Raw genomic sequence first — 13,963 nt, forward strand, 5'->3', positions numbered from 1 at the left:
AGCACATTCACCATCAATGTGACTGACAGACCGCCATCGCGAGCAGGCTCGCTCCCACAGGGGACTATCCCCGATGGCTTGATCTTCATTTCAGATGGCGATAACTCGGGATCGCCGAACCGAGCACCACCGCCCCCGCCGCAATCGCCAGCCAGAACCCGCTGCGTGCGCCGAAGGCGTCCACCAGCCAGCCGGAGCCGGCGGCGCCGATCGCCACGCCGATGCTCAGGCCGGTGACCAGCCAGGTCAGGCCTTCGGTGAGTTTGGCCGGCGGCACGATTTGCTCCACCAGGGCCATGGCGACAATCAGCGTCGGTGCGAAAAACAGGCCGGCGACAAACACCGCCAGGGACAAGCTGAAAATGTTCACCGCCAGCAGCAACGGCAAGGTGGTCACCGCCGTCGCTACCCCGCCGTACAGGAACAGACGCGCCAGCGGCACTTTCGAGCGCAGTGCGCCGAACGCCAACCCGGCCAGGCACGAGCCGATGGCGTACACCGACAGCACGATACTCGCCGCCGCCGGTTGGCCCTGCTGCTGGGCGAAGGCGACGCTGACCACGTCCACCACGCCGACGATGGTGCCCATGGCCACCATCAACAGCATCAGCAACTGAATGTCGCGAGAACGGATGATCGAGCCCTGATGATGGGCTTCATGGGGATGCACCGGCGGCTCCGTGCTGCGTTGCAGGACAAACGCGGTGACGCCGATGGCCAGCGCCAGCAACGCCGCCAGCGGCCCGGCCTCGGGGAATGCCACCACGCACAACCCCACCGACAGTGGCGGCCCGACGATGAAGCAGACTTCGTCCAGCACCGACTCCAGGGCGTAGGCAGTCTGCAACTCCGGCCGGCCGCGATACACTTCGGTCCAGCGCGCCCGCACCATCGCCGACATGCTCGGCATGCAACCGGCCAGCGCGGCGAAGACAAACAGCGTCCAGTGCGGCGCCTGCAACCGCGTGCACAGCAACAGCAGCAACAGAGCCCCACCGCCCAGCAACGCCGCCACCGGCAGAATCCGCCCCTGGCCATATCGATCCACCAGCCGCGAGACCTGCGGCGCACAAAACGCCGTGGCCAGGGCGAACGTCGCCGCCACCGCGCCGGCCATTGCGTAGCCACCCTGCAACTGCGAAAGCATGGTGATCAGGCCGATGCCGGTCATGGAAATCGGCATGCGCGCGATCATTCCGGCCAGCACGAATGCGCCGCTGCCGGGGGCTTTGAACAACTCGCGATAGGGGTTTGCCATGGGACGGGTCTCATCAGGGGACTGCACGTTGCCATAACGGCTGATTGTGGGGGAAGCGTGGAATTGTTGGTTGAATGTGAAGGCCGCTTCGCGGGCAAGCCCGCTCCCACAATGGCCGGCGTACACCAATCAACTGTGGCGGTGTGTAGGCCTGAGTCCGACCTGTTATCAACAATATCCTGCCATTTCGCAGGAAATACCCGGTTGCCTGCTGTTAAATCCCCACCTAACATCGACCATCAAGGGTACAGCGGAGCTGTCCAGAACCACCCGAATTCAAGGAACCAGAATGACCCAACGCATCCAACGCAGCATCGACTCCCCGCTCCGAACCGGTTTGAACCGCGAAGAACTCTGGGAGGCCGGTGACAAGGGCCTGATCAAATGCTGGGAAGTCGGCCGCCAGCGCGCCGCCCGCTTCCCCGACCTCGCCCGACAGTGCCTCGCCGGCGAGTTGCCGGTACTGGGCTGGAAAGGCGGCGTGAGTCGCAGCCTGAAGAAACTCGAAAAATATGGCTCCCTCAAATACCTCGCCCAGTGGCAAGGACTACGCGGGGAAGATCTGGATGTTGATTTGAGCGAAGAGCGGGCCCTGACCTGCTCGCGAACCGGCATGGTGGTGACGTTTACGCCGGATCGGGCGAAGTATTTCAATCAAATAGCGGAAGTTGAATCCTAGGAGCATGGACAATGGTCGATTTGCATCAGGAATTTCAAAACAGTGGATTCTTCCACGAAGCACGCATTGATAGACGTTCAGCCGACGCGCTGGTAGGCATTGCGGCTGGACTCGCTGCCGATGACAAGATCAACCAGCAGGAAGCCGAGTTTCTCAAGAGCTGGATCGAAGTTCATTTGTGTCATCTGGGTGATCCAGTCGTGAACATCCTCTATAAACGCCTCTCCAACATGCTGAGTGATGGCGTGCTGGACTCCGAAGAATCGGCTGAGCTACTGGACATGCTGCACCAGTTTGCAGGTATGCCGATTGGCTCTGACCAGATCTTCACAACACCTTGCAGTCTTCCACTCGATAACCCTGCACCCACACTGAACTGGATTGATCGGGTTTTCCTGTTCACCGGGGTTATGGCTTACGGTCCGCGCAAAGAATGCGAGTCGCTGATAGTCGAACGCGGCGGTCTGATTGGTGGTTCGGTCAGCAAAAAAATCAACTATCTGGTGGTCGGCAGCATCGGAAACGATCAATGGCTTCATAGCACTTATGGCACCAAGATTAAAAAAGCCGTTGAACTGAGAGAGAGCGGTGTTCCTATCGCGATCATCAGTGAAGAACACTGGCAAAGGGTGCTGTTCGGGTGACCGCGGGGTAACTGCATCGGGTTCAGGCAAAAACGGGCTCAAGTCATTGCGGAATCTGCCGCAACACTGACCGAAAACCGCTCCCGATAAGCCTGCGGCGTCACGCCCATGGCCCGCAGGAAACTGCGGCGCAGGGTTTCTTCGCTGCCGAAGCCGCATTGCACCGCCACCCGTTTGATCGGCACGCCGGTATCGCTGAGCAAACGCCGCGCGGTTTCGACGCGGATCAGTTCGATGGCCCGGGCCGGGGTCTGGCCGGTGTCGGCGCGGTAGTGGCGCACGAAGCTGCGTTCGCTCATGCCGGCCTGCAAGGCCAGGGTCGGGATGCCAAGGTCGTGGGTCAGGTTTTCGCTGATCCAGGCGTGAAGTTCGTCGAAACGGTTGCCTTCCTGTTGCAGGGACAGGGTCACGCTGAATTGCGACTGGCCACCTGGGCGCTTGAGAAACACCACCAGTTGCCGGGCGACTTCCAGGGCCATGGTGCGCCCCAGATCTTGTTCGACCATGGCCAGCGCCAGGTCGATGCCGGCGGTCACCCCGGCCGAGGTCCAGACCGGGCCATCGTTGATGAAGATCGGGTTGGGCTCGACGTGCAGTTGCGGGTGCTGCTGCGCCAGTTGCTCGCAACGGGTCCAGTGGGTGACCACGCGCCGGCCGTCGAGCCAGCCGCTGGCCGCCAGCAGGAACGCACCGGTGCACACCGAGGAAACCCGCCGGCAGCCACCGGCATGTTCGCGCACCCAGGCGACCAACGGCGCGTCTTCGGCCGCCGCGTAAACACCCCAGCCACCGGCGATGATCAGGGTATCAGTGCCCTCATCCGGTAACGGTTCGGCCAACAGCGCCAACCCCGCCGACGACATCACCGCCCCGCCGCCACTGGCAATCACCGTCGGCGCGTAGGGTGGCGGCAGGCCTTGCTGGCGGGCAATGTCGTTGGCCGAAGCGAATACCTGCAACGGCCCGGTGACGTCGAGCAATTGCACGTTGGCGAAAGCGAGCACATGGATGGTTTTCGACATTTGGCGTAATTCGTGGGGATATTGGCGTATACGCCAAAGCCTACGAGCCTACAGTCAAACCGTCCACCCACTTCACGAGAAAAAACACCATGACGTTGCAGATCGGTTTTCTGTTGTTTCCACAGGTTCAGCAACTGGACCTGACTGGCCCTTACGACGTACTGGCCTCGCTACCGGACGTGAAAGTGCATCTGATCTGGAAAGACCTGATGCCGGTCACCGCCAGCACCGGCCTGCTGTTGAAACCGACCACCACCTTCGACGATTGCCCGGCACTGGATGTGATCTGCGTGCCCGGCGGCAGTGGCGTCGGACCCTTGATGGAAGATGACCAGACCCTGGACTTTCTCAAGGCCCAGGCCGCCAACGCCCGGTACATCACTTCGGTGTGCACCGGCTCGCTGGTGCTGGGCGCGGCGGGATTGCTCAAGGGCAAACGCGCCACAACGCACTGGGCCTATCACGAATTGCTCAAGCCGCTGGGCGCAATCGCGGTGCAAGACCGGGTGGTTCGCGACGGCAATCTGCTGACCGGTGGCGGCATCACCGCCGGTATCGACTTCGCCCTGACCCTGGCGGCAGAGCTGTTCGACCAGGCCACCGCCGAGCTGGGGCAACTGCAACTGGAATACGCCCCGGCCCCGCCGTTTACCGCGGGCTGCCCCAAGACGGCCCCGACCGGTGTGCTGGAAGAGGCTCGCCAGCGGGCTGCCGGCTCGTTGAAGCTGCGGGCGGAGATCACCGAACGCGCGGCGGCGAAACTCGACCGACAGTGAAAAAATGACGGCGGGAACCCGGTTCCTGCCGCCACGACTTTTCATGCGCGCAAAAAAAAACCCGCCGAAGCGGGTTTTTCCAAGACCATGACGACTCCTTGTCGTAGCGTTCCTTGCAGATGGTCGATCATCCATGATCCTGAGCACATCCTGTGCTTCAGTGGGTGAGGCCAGAATACGCACCGGATCCAATTTGTAACAGGCGACATCGCTACCATCGCGTGTAAGACATTCGCTATATACCGCCTTCCAAAACCCTTGAACGACTCAGGTTTCGAGCCGACTTGAGCCACTCTGTTGCTCGTGGGACTTGGCACTGTCGATCAAAAACTGCTCGATATTGTTCATTTGCTCTTCCCAACCACGACTGTCCATGCGGAAAGCCCTTTCGCGACGGGCCTGGGGAACGTGATCGAAACCGGACTCGGAGACCTTGAGCAACGTGCCGTTGTCCATGTCTTCGAGCTCGAATTTCACCAGTGTGGTGGGTTCCTGGGAGTAATCGACTTCCGGGTTCACGGCATAAGGGTGCCAGCGGAACGAAAACAACCGCTCCGGCTCGACCCGCTCTACCAGTACATTCCAGCGCAAATGCTCATAACCGGGATAAGTAATCTGCCCCTGGGTCCACTCGCCTGCCACAAAACGCTTGCCCTCCAGAGCCACGCCAAACCACTGTCCGAACATTTCGGCATTGGCCAGCACACGCCAGACCTGTGAACGCTTGGCCTTGAGCAGGATTTTCCTTTCGATGCGATCAGATGCTGGGTTCATAAGTCACCTCCTGTACATGAACAGTAGGTCAGTAAGACCACAAGACCAACTCTAAAGTTGTACCAATCGGGATGTGCAATCAACCATACCTGAGATATTCGGTTGCATTTACGACAATAAGTTCTGGAGCAGGAGAATAGTCAGAGAATCGAAACTGCTAACGTTTCCCATCGAAATCTTCCCCTGAAAGGAGTCAGCCATGAATAAACTGCGCGGCAGTTGCCTGTGCAAGGCCATCGAATACCAGCTCGACAGCCTCGACATGCCCATCAGCCACTGCCATTGCCAAACCTGTCGCAAGGCTCACGCGGCAGCTTTTGCATCTACCGCCGGGGTCATGCGCGAGCATTTTCGCTGGACCAAGGGCCAGGATCACCTGAGCCGCCATGAATCGTCGCCGGGCAAGTTTCGGTATTTCTGCTCGGCCTGTGGTTCACATCTGATGGCGGAGCGATTGGCCCAGCCTCATGTGATTGTTCGTGTGGCGACGCTGGATGATGATCCGAAAATGACGCCACAGGCGCATATCTGGACATCCCATGAGCAGCCTTGGCTTGAATATGAGTCGGTAAAAAAGTACCCGCAATGGCAGACGTAGATGGCTGAACGTCCCACAGCGCTACACTGCCCCCCAAACTTCCCCTGTCACAGCGAGGTTCTGCCATGCACACACGCTTTCTCCTGGCGCTGACGCCGTTGTTGTTCACTTCCCTGGCCCATGCTGCCGTGAACTGCGACAACGCCAACGACCAGGCCACGATGAACCAGTGTGCGGCGCAGCAGCATGCGGCCGCCGACAAGGAATTGAATGCGCTGTACCAGCAGATCACTTCGCGACTCAGGAGCAACCCGGACAGCAAGAAACAGCTGGTGGGTGCGCAGCGGGCGTGGGTTGCGTTCCGCGATGCCGAGTGCAAATTCTCGGCGTCCGGGGTGGAAGGTGGGAGTGTGTATCCGCTGATCTACAGCAACTGCACCACGGAGCTGACCAAGGCACGGGTTCAGACGTTCAAGCAGTACTTGAAGTGTCAGGAGGGGGATTTGAGTTGTCCGGTGCCGGGGGGTTGATTTTTGCTGTTTTGCAGTGTTTTTGAGGGCCCCATCGCGAGCAGGCTCGCTCCCACATTGGATTTGTGGTGTTCACAAAACCTGTGGGAGCGAGCCTGCTCGCGATAGCGTCAGTTCAGGCGCCGCAATTACCGGACAAAAATCTGCGCCGTAGTAATCGCCATATCCCCGCCCGGCAACTTGATGCTGCCCGTCTGCTTCAGGCTGTCGGCATCAAAGATCGCCACATCGTTGAAGGTCCCCGCCAGGTAGATCTTGCTGCCGTCCTTGTTGAAGGAAATGCAGTAGTAGGAATGATCGAGCGTGGCGGACTGGAGCATTTTCTTCTGTTTGATGTCGTACTTGGCCAGGCGATTGAGCACGCCAAACATCAGGTTCGGGTCCTTGGGCGAGCGCATGCCGCTGAAGTAGATTTCGGTCAGAGGCCCGAAGTCGGTGGTTTCGGTCTTGCCGGTCTTCAGGTCGATACTGAACAGACCGTACAGGTATTCGGCGGTGGCCGGGTCCTGTTTCTTGTCCTTGAACTTCGCCGCGGTGTAGAGCAGCGAGAAGTCATGCCGGTAGGTCTGCTGGTTCCACACGTAGAGCACGTCCGGCGCGCTGTAGTTCGGGCGTTTCCAGTGGCGGCTGGGGATCAGCACGTCGAACTTGCCGGTTTGCACATTGACCTTGTAGACGTCCGCCCCGGCCACATACAAGGTGCCGTCGTCACCGCTCTGCATGATGGTCAGCTGCCGCGGTGCCGGGAAACTGCGCACCGGCTTGGCGTCCATGCCAGCGTTGGTGGCATACACGTCGAGTCGTGGCTGCTGCACTTCGTAACGGTCGTTCATCATCAACGTCGGGTTGGCGACGGTGTACAGCTCCTTGCCGTCATGGCTGAGGGTGAAGGCGAACATCGAGCGCGCTTTCTCCCCCGGCTTCTGGGTGATGCTGGCGTGGAACACCTGTTTGCAACTGTCCAGTTCAACGCCGTAGACGTCCGCATAGTGATTGTTCAGCACGTAGGCGGTCTTGCGGTCCGGCGACAGCTGCACGGTGCCGGGGCCGAAGGCGTCGGGCATCTTGCAGGTCTTGAACAGGGTGTCGGTGGCCAGGTCGATCACGTGCAGGTTGTTCGGGTAATTGGTGGTCAACATGTATTCGTGACCGTCTTGCAACGCGGTGTTTTCATCGGCCAGAACACTGACAGAACAGCTGCTCAGGACGGCGAACGCGGCCAGGCCGCAGGCTTTGATGTTACGCATGCTGGAATCCTTCTTCTGTGATCACTTGTCTTTGGGGAAGACAGTGCCGAGGTTGCGCCAGTTGTCGTTGGACGCCTGGGCATCCTTGTTCCAGTCCGGGTAGGTGCTCATCATGTCGGGCACCTGGGCCGGCCACCAGCAGGGGTCGGAGCAACCGTAGAGGTCGGCCTCCATCGGCTGGCACAGCGACGACACACCGCCAAACGCATCGATTTCCCAGCCCGGGTCGGTGGTCGAGGCACAGCCCGCAACGGAACTCATGGCCACCACTTCTTCAATGCGGTTTTCATCCGCGGCCTGATCCAGCTTCAACGCTTTGTTATTGATTGCCTTGAGATGTTTCATATCAGTGAGCCTTGCGCGGAGTGATGTAACTGCTGATGAACGCAGGGTTATTGGCCATGATCCGGGTGTAGACCTCGATGCCGAAGTCGACCCAGTCACGCATCAGTTCGCAGTAGTGATAGGTCGGGTGGGTCGGGTCGCCGTAGCGGGCGTAGCTCTCGTGGTAGCAGCCGCCGGAACACAGGTTGCGGATCTGGCAGTCTTCGCAGCCGGTGTTGGTGCGGTCCAGGCGCTGGGACAGGAAGTCGTTCAACTCCACCTGTTTCACACCGCTGTGGACGTTGCCGAAGGTAGGCAGGCTCGAACCGGTAAAGCGGTGGCACAGGTTCAGCTCGCCCTTGTGATCCACCGCCAGCATCTTCAGGCCCGCGCCGCATGGCAGGGCTTTCTTGTGGCCTTCGTGGATGTCGGTGATGAGCTGGTGCAGGTTGGAAAAACCGATGTTGCGGTGCTCCAGCGCCGCTTCCAGGTAACGACGACCGAGGGCCTTCATGTTGGCGAACACCTGCACCAGTTCATCGCTGGTGAGGTTGAAGCTGCTGATGTCGCCGGAGGTCACCGGGGCAAAGCCGACTTCGGCAAAACCCAGTTCGTTGAACAGGTGATCCCAGATGGTTTCGACGTCGGTCACGCCGGTGGTCAGGGTAACCCGCGCGCCGACCGGACGGCTGTTGTAGCGCGACAGCAGCATCTCGGCCTTGCGCCGCACCACGTCATACGTGCCCTGCCCGCCCACGGTGATGCGGTTGCGGTCGTGCACGGTCTTCGGCCCGTCGATGCTTACTGACAGCCCGAAACGGTGGGCGTTGAGGTAGTCCACGGTTTCTTCGGTGAGCAGCGTGGCGTTGGTGGTCATGACGAATTCGACGAACTTGCCCGCCTCGCGAAAACGCTTCTCACAGTAATCGACCATGTACTCGATCAGCTTGCGGTTGCTCAGCGGTTCGCCGCCGAAGAACACCACGGTGAAACGCTCTTCATCCGGGGATTCGCGCAGCAGCATTTCCACCGAGGCGATCGCCGTTTCGACGTCCATCTTCTTGCCCGCCGACGGCTTGTCGAGGTCTTCCTTGTAGCAGTAGGTGCAACTCAGGTTGCAGCCGGTGTTGACGTTAAGTACCACGGTATTGATTGCCGTGCGCTCGACCCGCTTGGTGGCGATGTCCGGGGTCAGCGGCGAACCGTCGCTGACCAGTTCCAGGGCCATCAGCTCGCGCAGGGTCTCGGTGACTTCCTCGCCGTTGAAACGCGCGGCCAGGCGCTGGATCAGATCGTCCGAGGAGCAGCCGGGCCCGCGCAAGGTATCGATGATGGTGCCCGTCAGTTCATCGCTGGCGAACAGCGAACTGCTGGGGATGTGAAACAGCATGCGGTCGGCATCGACCTGCACTTCGTGCAGGTTGCGTTCGACCAGATTCAAGATAGCGCCCATTGCCAACCTCCTGTGCAGGCCCCGCTTGGCGGGGCTTGCGATCATTCCGAAAAGTGTCTGAAGCCTGTGCCGTCAGCCAACTCATGGAATGGGTGGATTGTTCCAGCGTTGCACGGTCACGATCATGTGGCCTTCACCGGTCAGGGATTTCCCTGAGTCGTCGACGGCGGCGATCACCTTGAGGTTGCCGGCATTGTTGGTGGACATCTTGCGTGCCGGGTTCGGCCCGGCATCGCCCGGGGTGAACACGCCGGCGTCGGCCTGCATGGTGCCGGCGAACTTGACATCTTCGTCCTCCTTGGCGCGGTCGTCGAAGGCCTCGACTTTCCACTGCGCCGGGAACACGCCGATGCGGTACGGCTTGCCGTCAGCGCCCTTGCCCCAGGCTTCCGCGTCGAAACGGCCCTGGACTTTCGGCGTCGAACCACCGCCCTCGCCGATCCGCGCCACCGAGAACTCCGGCACCACTTTGACCGAGGCGATCTTGCTGTACACCGACAGGCTCGGGCCTTTCAACGCGCCGACGCTGACCGCGCGCACGCCCGGTTGGGCATTGGCCGCCGCCTTGAGCTTGACCTTGATCCGCTCGGGGCTCTGCTCGACCACTGCGAGCACTTCCACGCCTTTACCGAAGTCCGGCTTGCCAGTCAGGCCACTGCCGATCAGAGTCACTTCGGTTTCGCTGCCGGCTTTCAGATAGCCCGGCTGCACTGCCAGCAAACGGCTGGAACCCTGTTTGGCGGCGACGAAATCCAGGCCGCGCTCATCGTGCTCGGCCTCGAACATCCGGCCTTGCATCGCATTGCCCTGGGCGGCGAACACCTGGCGCATGGTCACGCCATCGATGATCACGTTGCCGCGCCATTCGTAGCCGGTGTAGAGAATCGCACTGCCGTCGCCATTGAACGGACTGCCGTCGGCGTACTGGCCTTTGACGCTGACCTTGAAGGTGTCGCTGCCATCAGCACTCACAGTCATGACACCGGCCAGCTCACCCTTGCCCGGCAAGTGGCCGCTGAAGCTCCAGTCGCCCACCAGCGCATCGGCTTTGGGCGCCGCGCTCTGCCATTTTTTCCAGGCCGGGTTGTCCAGCGGATAACGCTTGGCCAACAGCGGCACCATCTCTTTGCGGGCCATATCAAACCAGTCGCGGTCCCGGGCCAGCGCCTGGTACTCCAGGGACGGCCACTGACCGAGGTGGAAGTTCACCAGGCGCTCCCACTCCTGCGCCGGACGCCGTTGCAGGGCGACCCGCGCACCGGAGTGGCAGCGGCCGCACATCTGGCTGGTCTGGTCGTCGAACTGCTCGACGGTATTGAGCCGCCGCTCCAGCGCATAGCGCACGCCATCGGTTTCGCTCGGCGCCAGACCCTGGGTGTCGGCCAGGTACTTGACCAGCGTGCGACGGTCGTCATCGCTGATCTGCAAACCGTGCATGGTCTGCATGCGGGCGATGCTCATCAACCAGCCTTCCGGCGTTTTGCGCTGGTGGCTGATGCGGCTGAGGGCGTTATCGGCTTCGGGGGTGTGACAGCCCTGACAGGTTTCCTTGAGGATGGTCTGGGCGTCGCGGGCTGCCAGGCTATGAGGCGAATGCAGCGCTACGCAAGCGGCTACGGCCAGCAGGCTGGCGCTCATACCTGATCGGAGTTTTCTCTTCATCAACGTCGAACCTCGCACGGTGCGTTCTTATTGTTGTGGCTTATCGTTTTTATGGTTTCTGCCGCCGGCTTTGATCCGCTGACGGAGGCAAGAGAAACGTCTGCGATGAGCAATACACGGAGCGTGCCAGCTTATGAATATTTCTATGAATCAATGACTTGCCGATAAAGGCCGGTGTTTTGCCAATCGTGTCGTCTGCGTTCCACGTTTAATTTCGCGACAACTGTTTCAGCCTGAGACAAGCATAGCTTTCTGTAGGAGCGAGCTTGCTCCGGGCGGCGATCCGACGATGGTCGTTAACGATTACGCGTGCTTGCCGACTAAACGTGGTGCTCTTGGGTCCATCGCGAGCAAGCTCGCTCCTACACAGGGTGTTGTGTTCGGGACGTCTCACGTCGTCGCAATTTGCGACGTTTATCGATCTCACGGTGACCCGGAAAAAAATCTGTCACCCCATTAGATCGGGCCTTCGGGCCGAAAAAACATAACTGGCACAGCCATTGCGAAAGCCCGGTTCTCACGAACAACAAGAGGCCTCGCCAATGTCGCTCCCAAACCTGCTTCCCGCCACTTCGGCATTCATCCAGCGTGCCCCGCGCATGCTTATCGGCGGTGACTGGGTCGAGGCCGCCGACGTCCAGACCATGCCCCTGCACAACCCGGCCACCGGTGAGGTGTTGTGCGTGGTGCCACGGGCAACGCCAGAAGATGTCGACCGCGCGGTACTCGCCGCCCGCCAGGCGTTCGACGATTCGGCCTGGACCCGCACCCGTCCCCGGGAGCGGCAGAACCTGCTGTGGAAACTCGCCGACCTGATGCAGCGCGACGCCGAGTTGCTGGCGCAGCTGGAATGCCTGAACAACGGAAAAAGTGCCGCCGTGGCCCAAGTGATGGACGTGCAACTGGCCATCGACTTCCTGCGCTACATGGCCGGTTGGGCGACCAAGATCGAAGGCTCCACGGTTGACGTGTCGGCACCGCTGATGCCCAACGATCAGTTCCACAGTTTCATTCGACGCGAAGCGGTGGGCGTGGTCGGCGCCATCGTTGCCTGGAACTTCCCGCTGCTGCTGGCCTGCTGGAAACTCGGCCCGGCCCTGGCCACCGGTTGTACCGTGGTGCTCAAACCCGCTGACGAAACCCCGCTGACTGCACTGAAACTCGCCGAGCTGGTACTGGAAGCCGGGTATCCCGAAGGCGTGTTCAATGTGGTCACCGGTACCGGCATCACCGCAGGTTCGGCCCTGACTCACAACCCGCTGGTGGACAAGCTGACCTTCACCGGCTCCACCGCCGTGGGCAAGCAGATCGGCAAGATCGCCATGGACTCCATGACCCGGGTCACCCTGGAGCTGGGCGGCAAATCACCGACCATCGTCATGGCCGACGCCGACCTGAAAACCGCAGCGGCCGGGGCCGCCAGCGCGATCTTCTTCAACCAGGGCCAGGTCTGCTGCGCAGGCTCGCGGCTGTATGTGCAGCGCAAGCACTTCGACAACGTGGTGGCGGACATCAGCGACATCGCCAACGCCATGAAACTCGGCAACGGCCTGGACCCGAGCGTCGACATGGGTCCGTTGATCTCGGCGCGCCAGCAGGAGCGCGTCTACGGGTACATCGAAAAGGGTAGGGAAAGCGGTGCGACCATTGCCTGCGGTGGCGAGCAGTTTGGCCCGGGGTTCTTCGTCAAGCCGACGGTGATCGTCGATGTCGATCAGAAGCATTCACTGGTGCAGGAAGAGATATTCGGCCCGGTGCTGGTGGCCATCCCGTTCGACGACGAAGCCGATGCCCTGCGCATGGCCAACGACAGCCCCTACGGCTTGGGGGCGAGTATCTGGTCCAATGACCTGGCGGCGGTGCACCGGATGATTCCACGCATCAAGTCAGGCTCGGTGTGGGTCAACTGCCACAGCGCCCTGGACCCGGCGCTGCCGTTCGGCGGCTACAAAATGTCCGGGGTCGGGCGTGAGATGGGGTATGCGGCGATCGAGCATTACACTGAGTTGAAGTCGGTGTTGATCAAGTTGTGATTTGCGCCGGCCCGAAGCGCGTGACGAAGCTTCAGGGCCGGCCGTTCGACGCAGTAGTACGAAACGCCGCTGAGCAGCAACGACAAGGCCAGCACCGTTGCAACAATGGCCCCATCGTAGACAACCGACCAGATAGCGTGCAGGAAATACATCACCACATAGTGATTCAGGAACACGCCGTAGCTGATATTGCCGAGGAACTCGTCAATCCGGTGATACTTGAGCTTTGTCAGCAGGTACACGGCGGGCACGCCCAGCGCTATGCCGGCGGTCACTTCGGCATTGAACGGTCGGCGCTCTATCCATCCCGCCATGATGGCCGCAAACATCAGGACCGCCACCACGGTGGTGCCGGCAGCGATCGCCAGATCCTTCGGCTGCGCTTTGTACAGGTAGCTGCCGCACAGGAACATGAACAGTACGCCCGGCAATAGACGGTAGCCGTACAGATCGGTGTTGATGAAACCCAGGCACGCGACCATGAAGACGACGACGGATAGAGCAAACGCAACGCCCCGCGCCCTGTAGATGATCAGGAAAGGGATCACCAGGTAGAAGCACATCTCAAGCCCCAAAGACCAGGCCGGCGGCAAGATCCACGATCCCGCCGCTCCGAACATGTAGAAGCCGAGTGGCACAATAGCCAGGCTTGCGGCGATGTTGCGCAGCGTCAGCTCGGCGGCTTGAGGCGTGCCGGGCAGCAGGAAATAGATCACCGCACAGGAAACTGCGAAGTAGAACAGGAATTGAGGGTAGAGCCGCAGGGCGCGGTCCACGTAGAACAGGCCGACTTTCTCCGGCGCCTTGTAGTTGCGCTCGATCAGCGAGGTCATCACGAAACCGCTGATGATCAGGAAGGAAATCACCGCAACCACGCCGGGGTTTAGCCCCATGAACGTCTTGCCCATATGAGAAACGGCCACCAGAACGGCCAATAGCAGACGATAGGCTCCCACTTACACCCCAAAATTCCTTGTCGTTATGGCGCGTAAATTACGATGCTTTGCGCTGGGAGAACAGGCT

Annotated in this window: 14 protein-coding genes; 6 read left to right on the forward strand and 8 right to left on the reverse strand. The window is 60.6% G+C overall.

The features are described 5' to 3' along the window. Positions 1 to 85 precede the first annotated feature (85 nt). Entirely contained in the window at positions 86 to 1,258 is a 1,173-nt protein-coding gene (locus AC3ITY_RS23425) for an MFS transporter (RefSeq protein WP_489305253.1), read from the reverse strand. Positions 1,259 to 1,547: 289 nt separating this feature from the next. Here AC3ITY_RS23425 and AC3ITY_RS23430 point away from each other — a divergent pair, with 289 nt between their 5' ends. Then, positions 1,548 to 1,937 (forward strand): hypothetical protein, encoded by a 390-nt coding sequence (locus AC3ITY_RS23430; protein ID WP_056722662.1) that lies wholly within the window; start codon positions 1,548 to 1,550, stop codon positions 1,935 to 1,937. An 11-nt stretch (positions 1,938 to 1,948) separates the two neighbouring features. Continuing rightward, entirely contained in the window at positions 1,949 to 2,581 is a 633-nt protein-coding gene (locus AC3ITY_RS23435; RefSeq protein WP_489305254.1) for a BRCT domain-containing protein, read from the forward strand. Between the two features lie 38 nt (positions 2,582 to 2,619). Here the strand turns inward: AC3ITY_RS23435 and AC3ITY_RS23440 are convergent, their stop codons facing one another. After that, entirely contained in the window at positions 2,620 to 3,603 is a 984-nt protein-coding gene (locus tag AC3ITY_RS23440; protein WP_489305255.1) for a GlxA family transcriptional regulator, read from the reverse strand. A gap of 89 nt (positions 3,604 to 3,692) precedes the next feature. Here AC3ITY_RS23440 and inhA point away from each other — a divergent pair, with 89 nt between their 5' ends. Then, positions 3,693 to 4,379 (forward strand): isonitrile hydratase, encoded by a 687-nt coding sequence (gene inhA, locus AC3ITY_RS23445; RefSeq protein ID WP_489305257.1) that lies wholly within the window; start codon positions 3,693 to 3,695, stop codon positions 4,377 to 4,379. Positions 4,380 to 4,646: 267 nt separating this feature from the next. Here the strand turns inward: inhA and AC3ITY_RS23450 are convergent, their stop codons facing one another. Continuing rightward, on the reverse strand, positions 4,647 to 5,153 hold the full coding sequence (locus AC3ITY_RS23450) for an SRPBCC family protein (protein ID WP_223456482.1): 507 nt from the start codon (positions 5,151 to 5,153) through the stop codon (positions 4,647 to 4,649). 199 nt (positions 5,154 to 5,352) lie between these two features. On the opposite strand from AC3ITY_RS23450, the gene AC3ITY_RS23455 reads away from it, so the two are divergent. Both AC3ITY_RS23455 and AC3ITY_RS23460 read left to right on the forward strand, forming a co-directional pair. Next, positions 5,353 to 5,751, forward strand: coding sequence for a GFA family protein (locus AC3ITY_RS23455; protein ID WP_489305258.1), 399 nt, complete (start codon positions 5,353 to 5,355; stop codon positions 5,749 to 5,751). A gap of 65 nt (positions 5,752 to 5,816) precedes the next feature. Then, complete coding sequence (locus AC3ITY_RS23460) at positions 5,817 to 6,221, forward strand: lysozyme inhibitor LprI family protein (RefSeq protein ID WP_489305259.1); 405 nt, start codon at positions 5,817 to 5,819, stop codon at positions 6,219 to 6,221. A 128-nt stretch (positions 6,222 to 6,349) separates the two neighbouring features. Here the strand turns inward: AC3ITY_RS23460 and peaD are convergent, their stop codons facing one another. From peaD to peaA, 4 genes are all read right to left on the reverse strand, one after another. Further along, entirely contained in the window at positions 6,350 to 7,468 is a 1,119-nt protein-coding gene (gene peaD, locus AC3ITY_RS23465) for a quinohemoprotein amine dehydrogenase subunit beta (protein WP_489305261.1), read from the reverse strand. A 21-nt stretch (positions 7,469 to 7,489) separates the two neighbouring features. Continuing rightward, positions 7,490 to 7,813 (reverse strand): quinohemoprotein amine dehydrogenase subunit gamma, encoded by a 324-nt coding sequence (gene qhpC / locus AC3ITY_RS23470; protein WP_008016081.1) that lies wholly within the window; start codon positions 7,811 to 7,813, stop codon positions 7,490 to 7,492. A gap of 1 nt (position 7,814) precedes the next feature. Further along, complete coding sequence (gene peaB, locus AC3ITY_RS23475; RefSeq protein WP_458370081.1) at positions 7,815 to 9,245, reverse strand: quinohemoprotein amine dehydrogenase maturation protein; 1,431 nt, start codon at positions 9,243 to 9,245, stop codon at positions 7,815 to 7,817. Positions 9,246 to 9,326: 81 nt separating this feature from the next. Then, entirely contained in the window at positions 9,327 to 10,907 is a 1,581-nt protein-coding gene (gene peaA / locus AC3ITY_RS23480; RefSeq protein ID WP_489305262.1) for a quinohemoprotein amine dehydrogenase subunit alpha, read from the reverse strand. Positions 10,908 to 11,449: 542 nt separating this feature from the next. Here peaA and AC3ITY_RS23485 point away from each other — a divergent pair. Continuing rightward, the gene (locus tag AC3ITY_RS23485) at positions 11,450 to 12,940 is read left to right on the forward strand and encodes an aldehyde dehydrogenase family protein (RefSeq protein ID WP_489305264.1); all 1,491 of its coding nucleotides are present in this window, start codon (positions 11,450 to 11,452) and stop codon (positions 12,938 to 12,940) included. On the opposite strand, the gene AC3ITY_RS23490 is transcribed toward AC3ITY_RS23485, so the two are convergent. Continuing rightward, positions 12,904 to 13,896 (reverse strand): acyltransferase family protein, encoded by a 993-nt coding sequence (locus tag AC3ITY_RS23490; RefSeq protein ID WP_489305265.1) that lies wholly within the window; start codon positions 13,894 to 13,896, stop codon positions 12,904 to 12,906. The two genes, AC3ITY_RS23485 and AC3ITY_RS23490, sit on opposite strands and share 37 nt — an antisense overlap. Positions 13,897 to 13,963 lie beyond the last annotated feature (67 nt).

The organism is Pseudomonas sp. GL_091 (assembly GCF_057837725.1).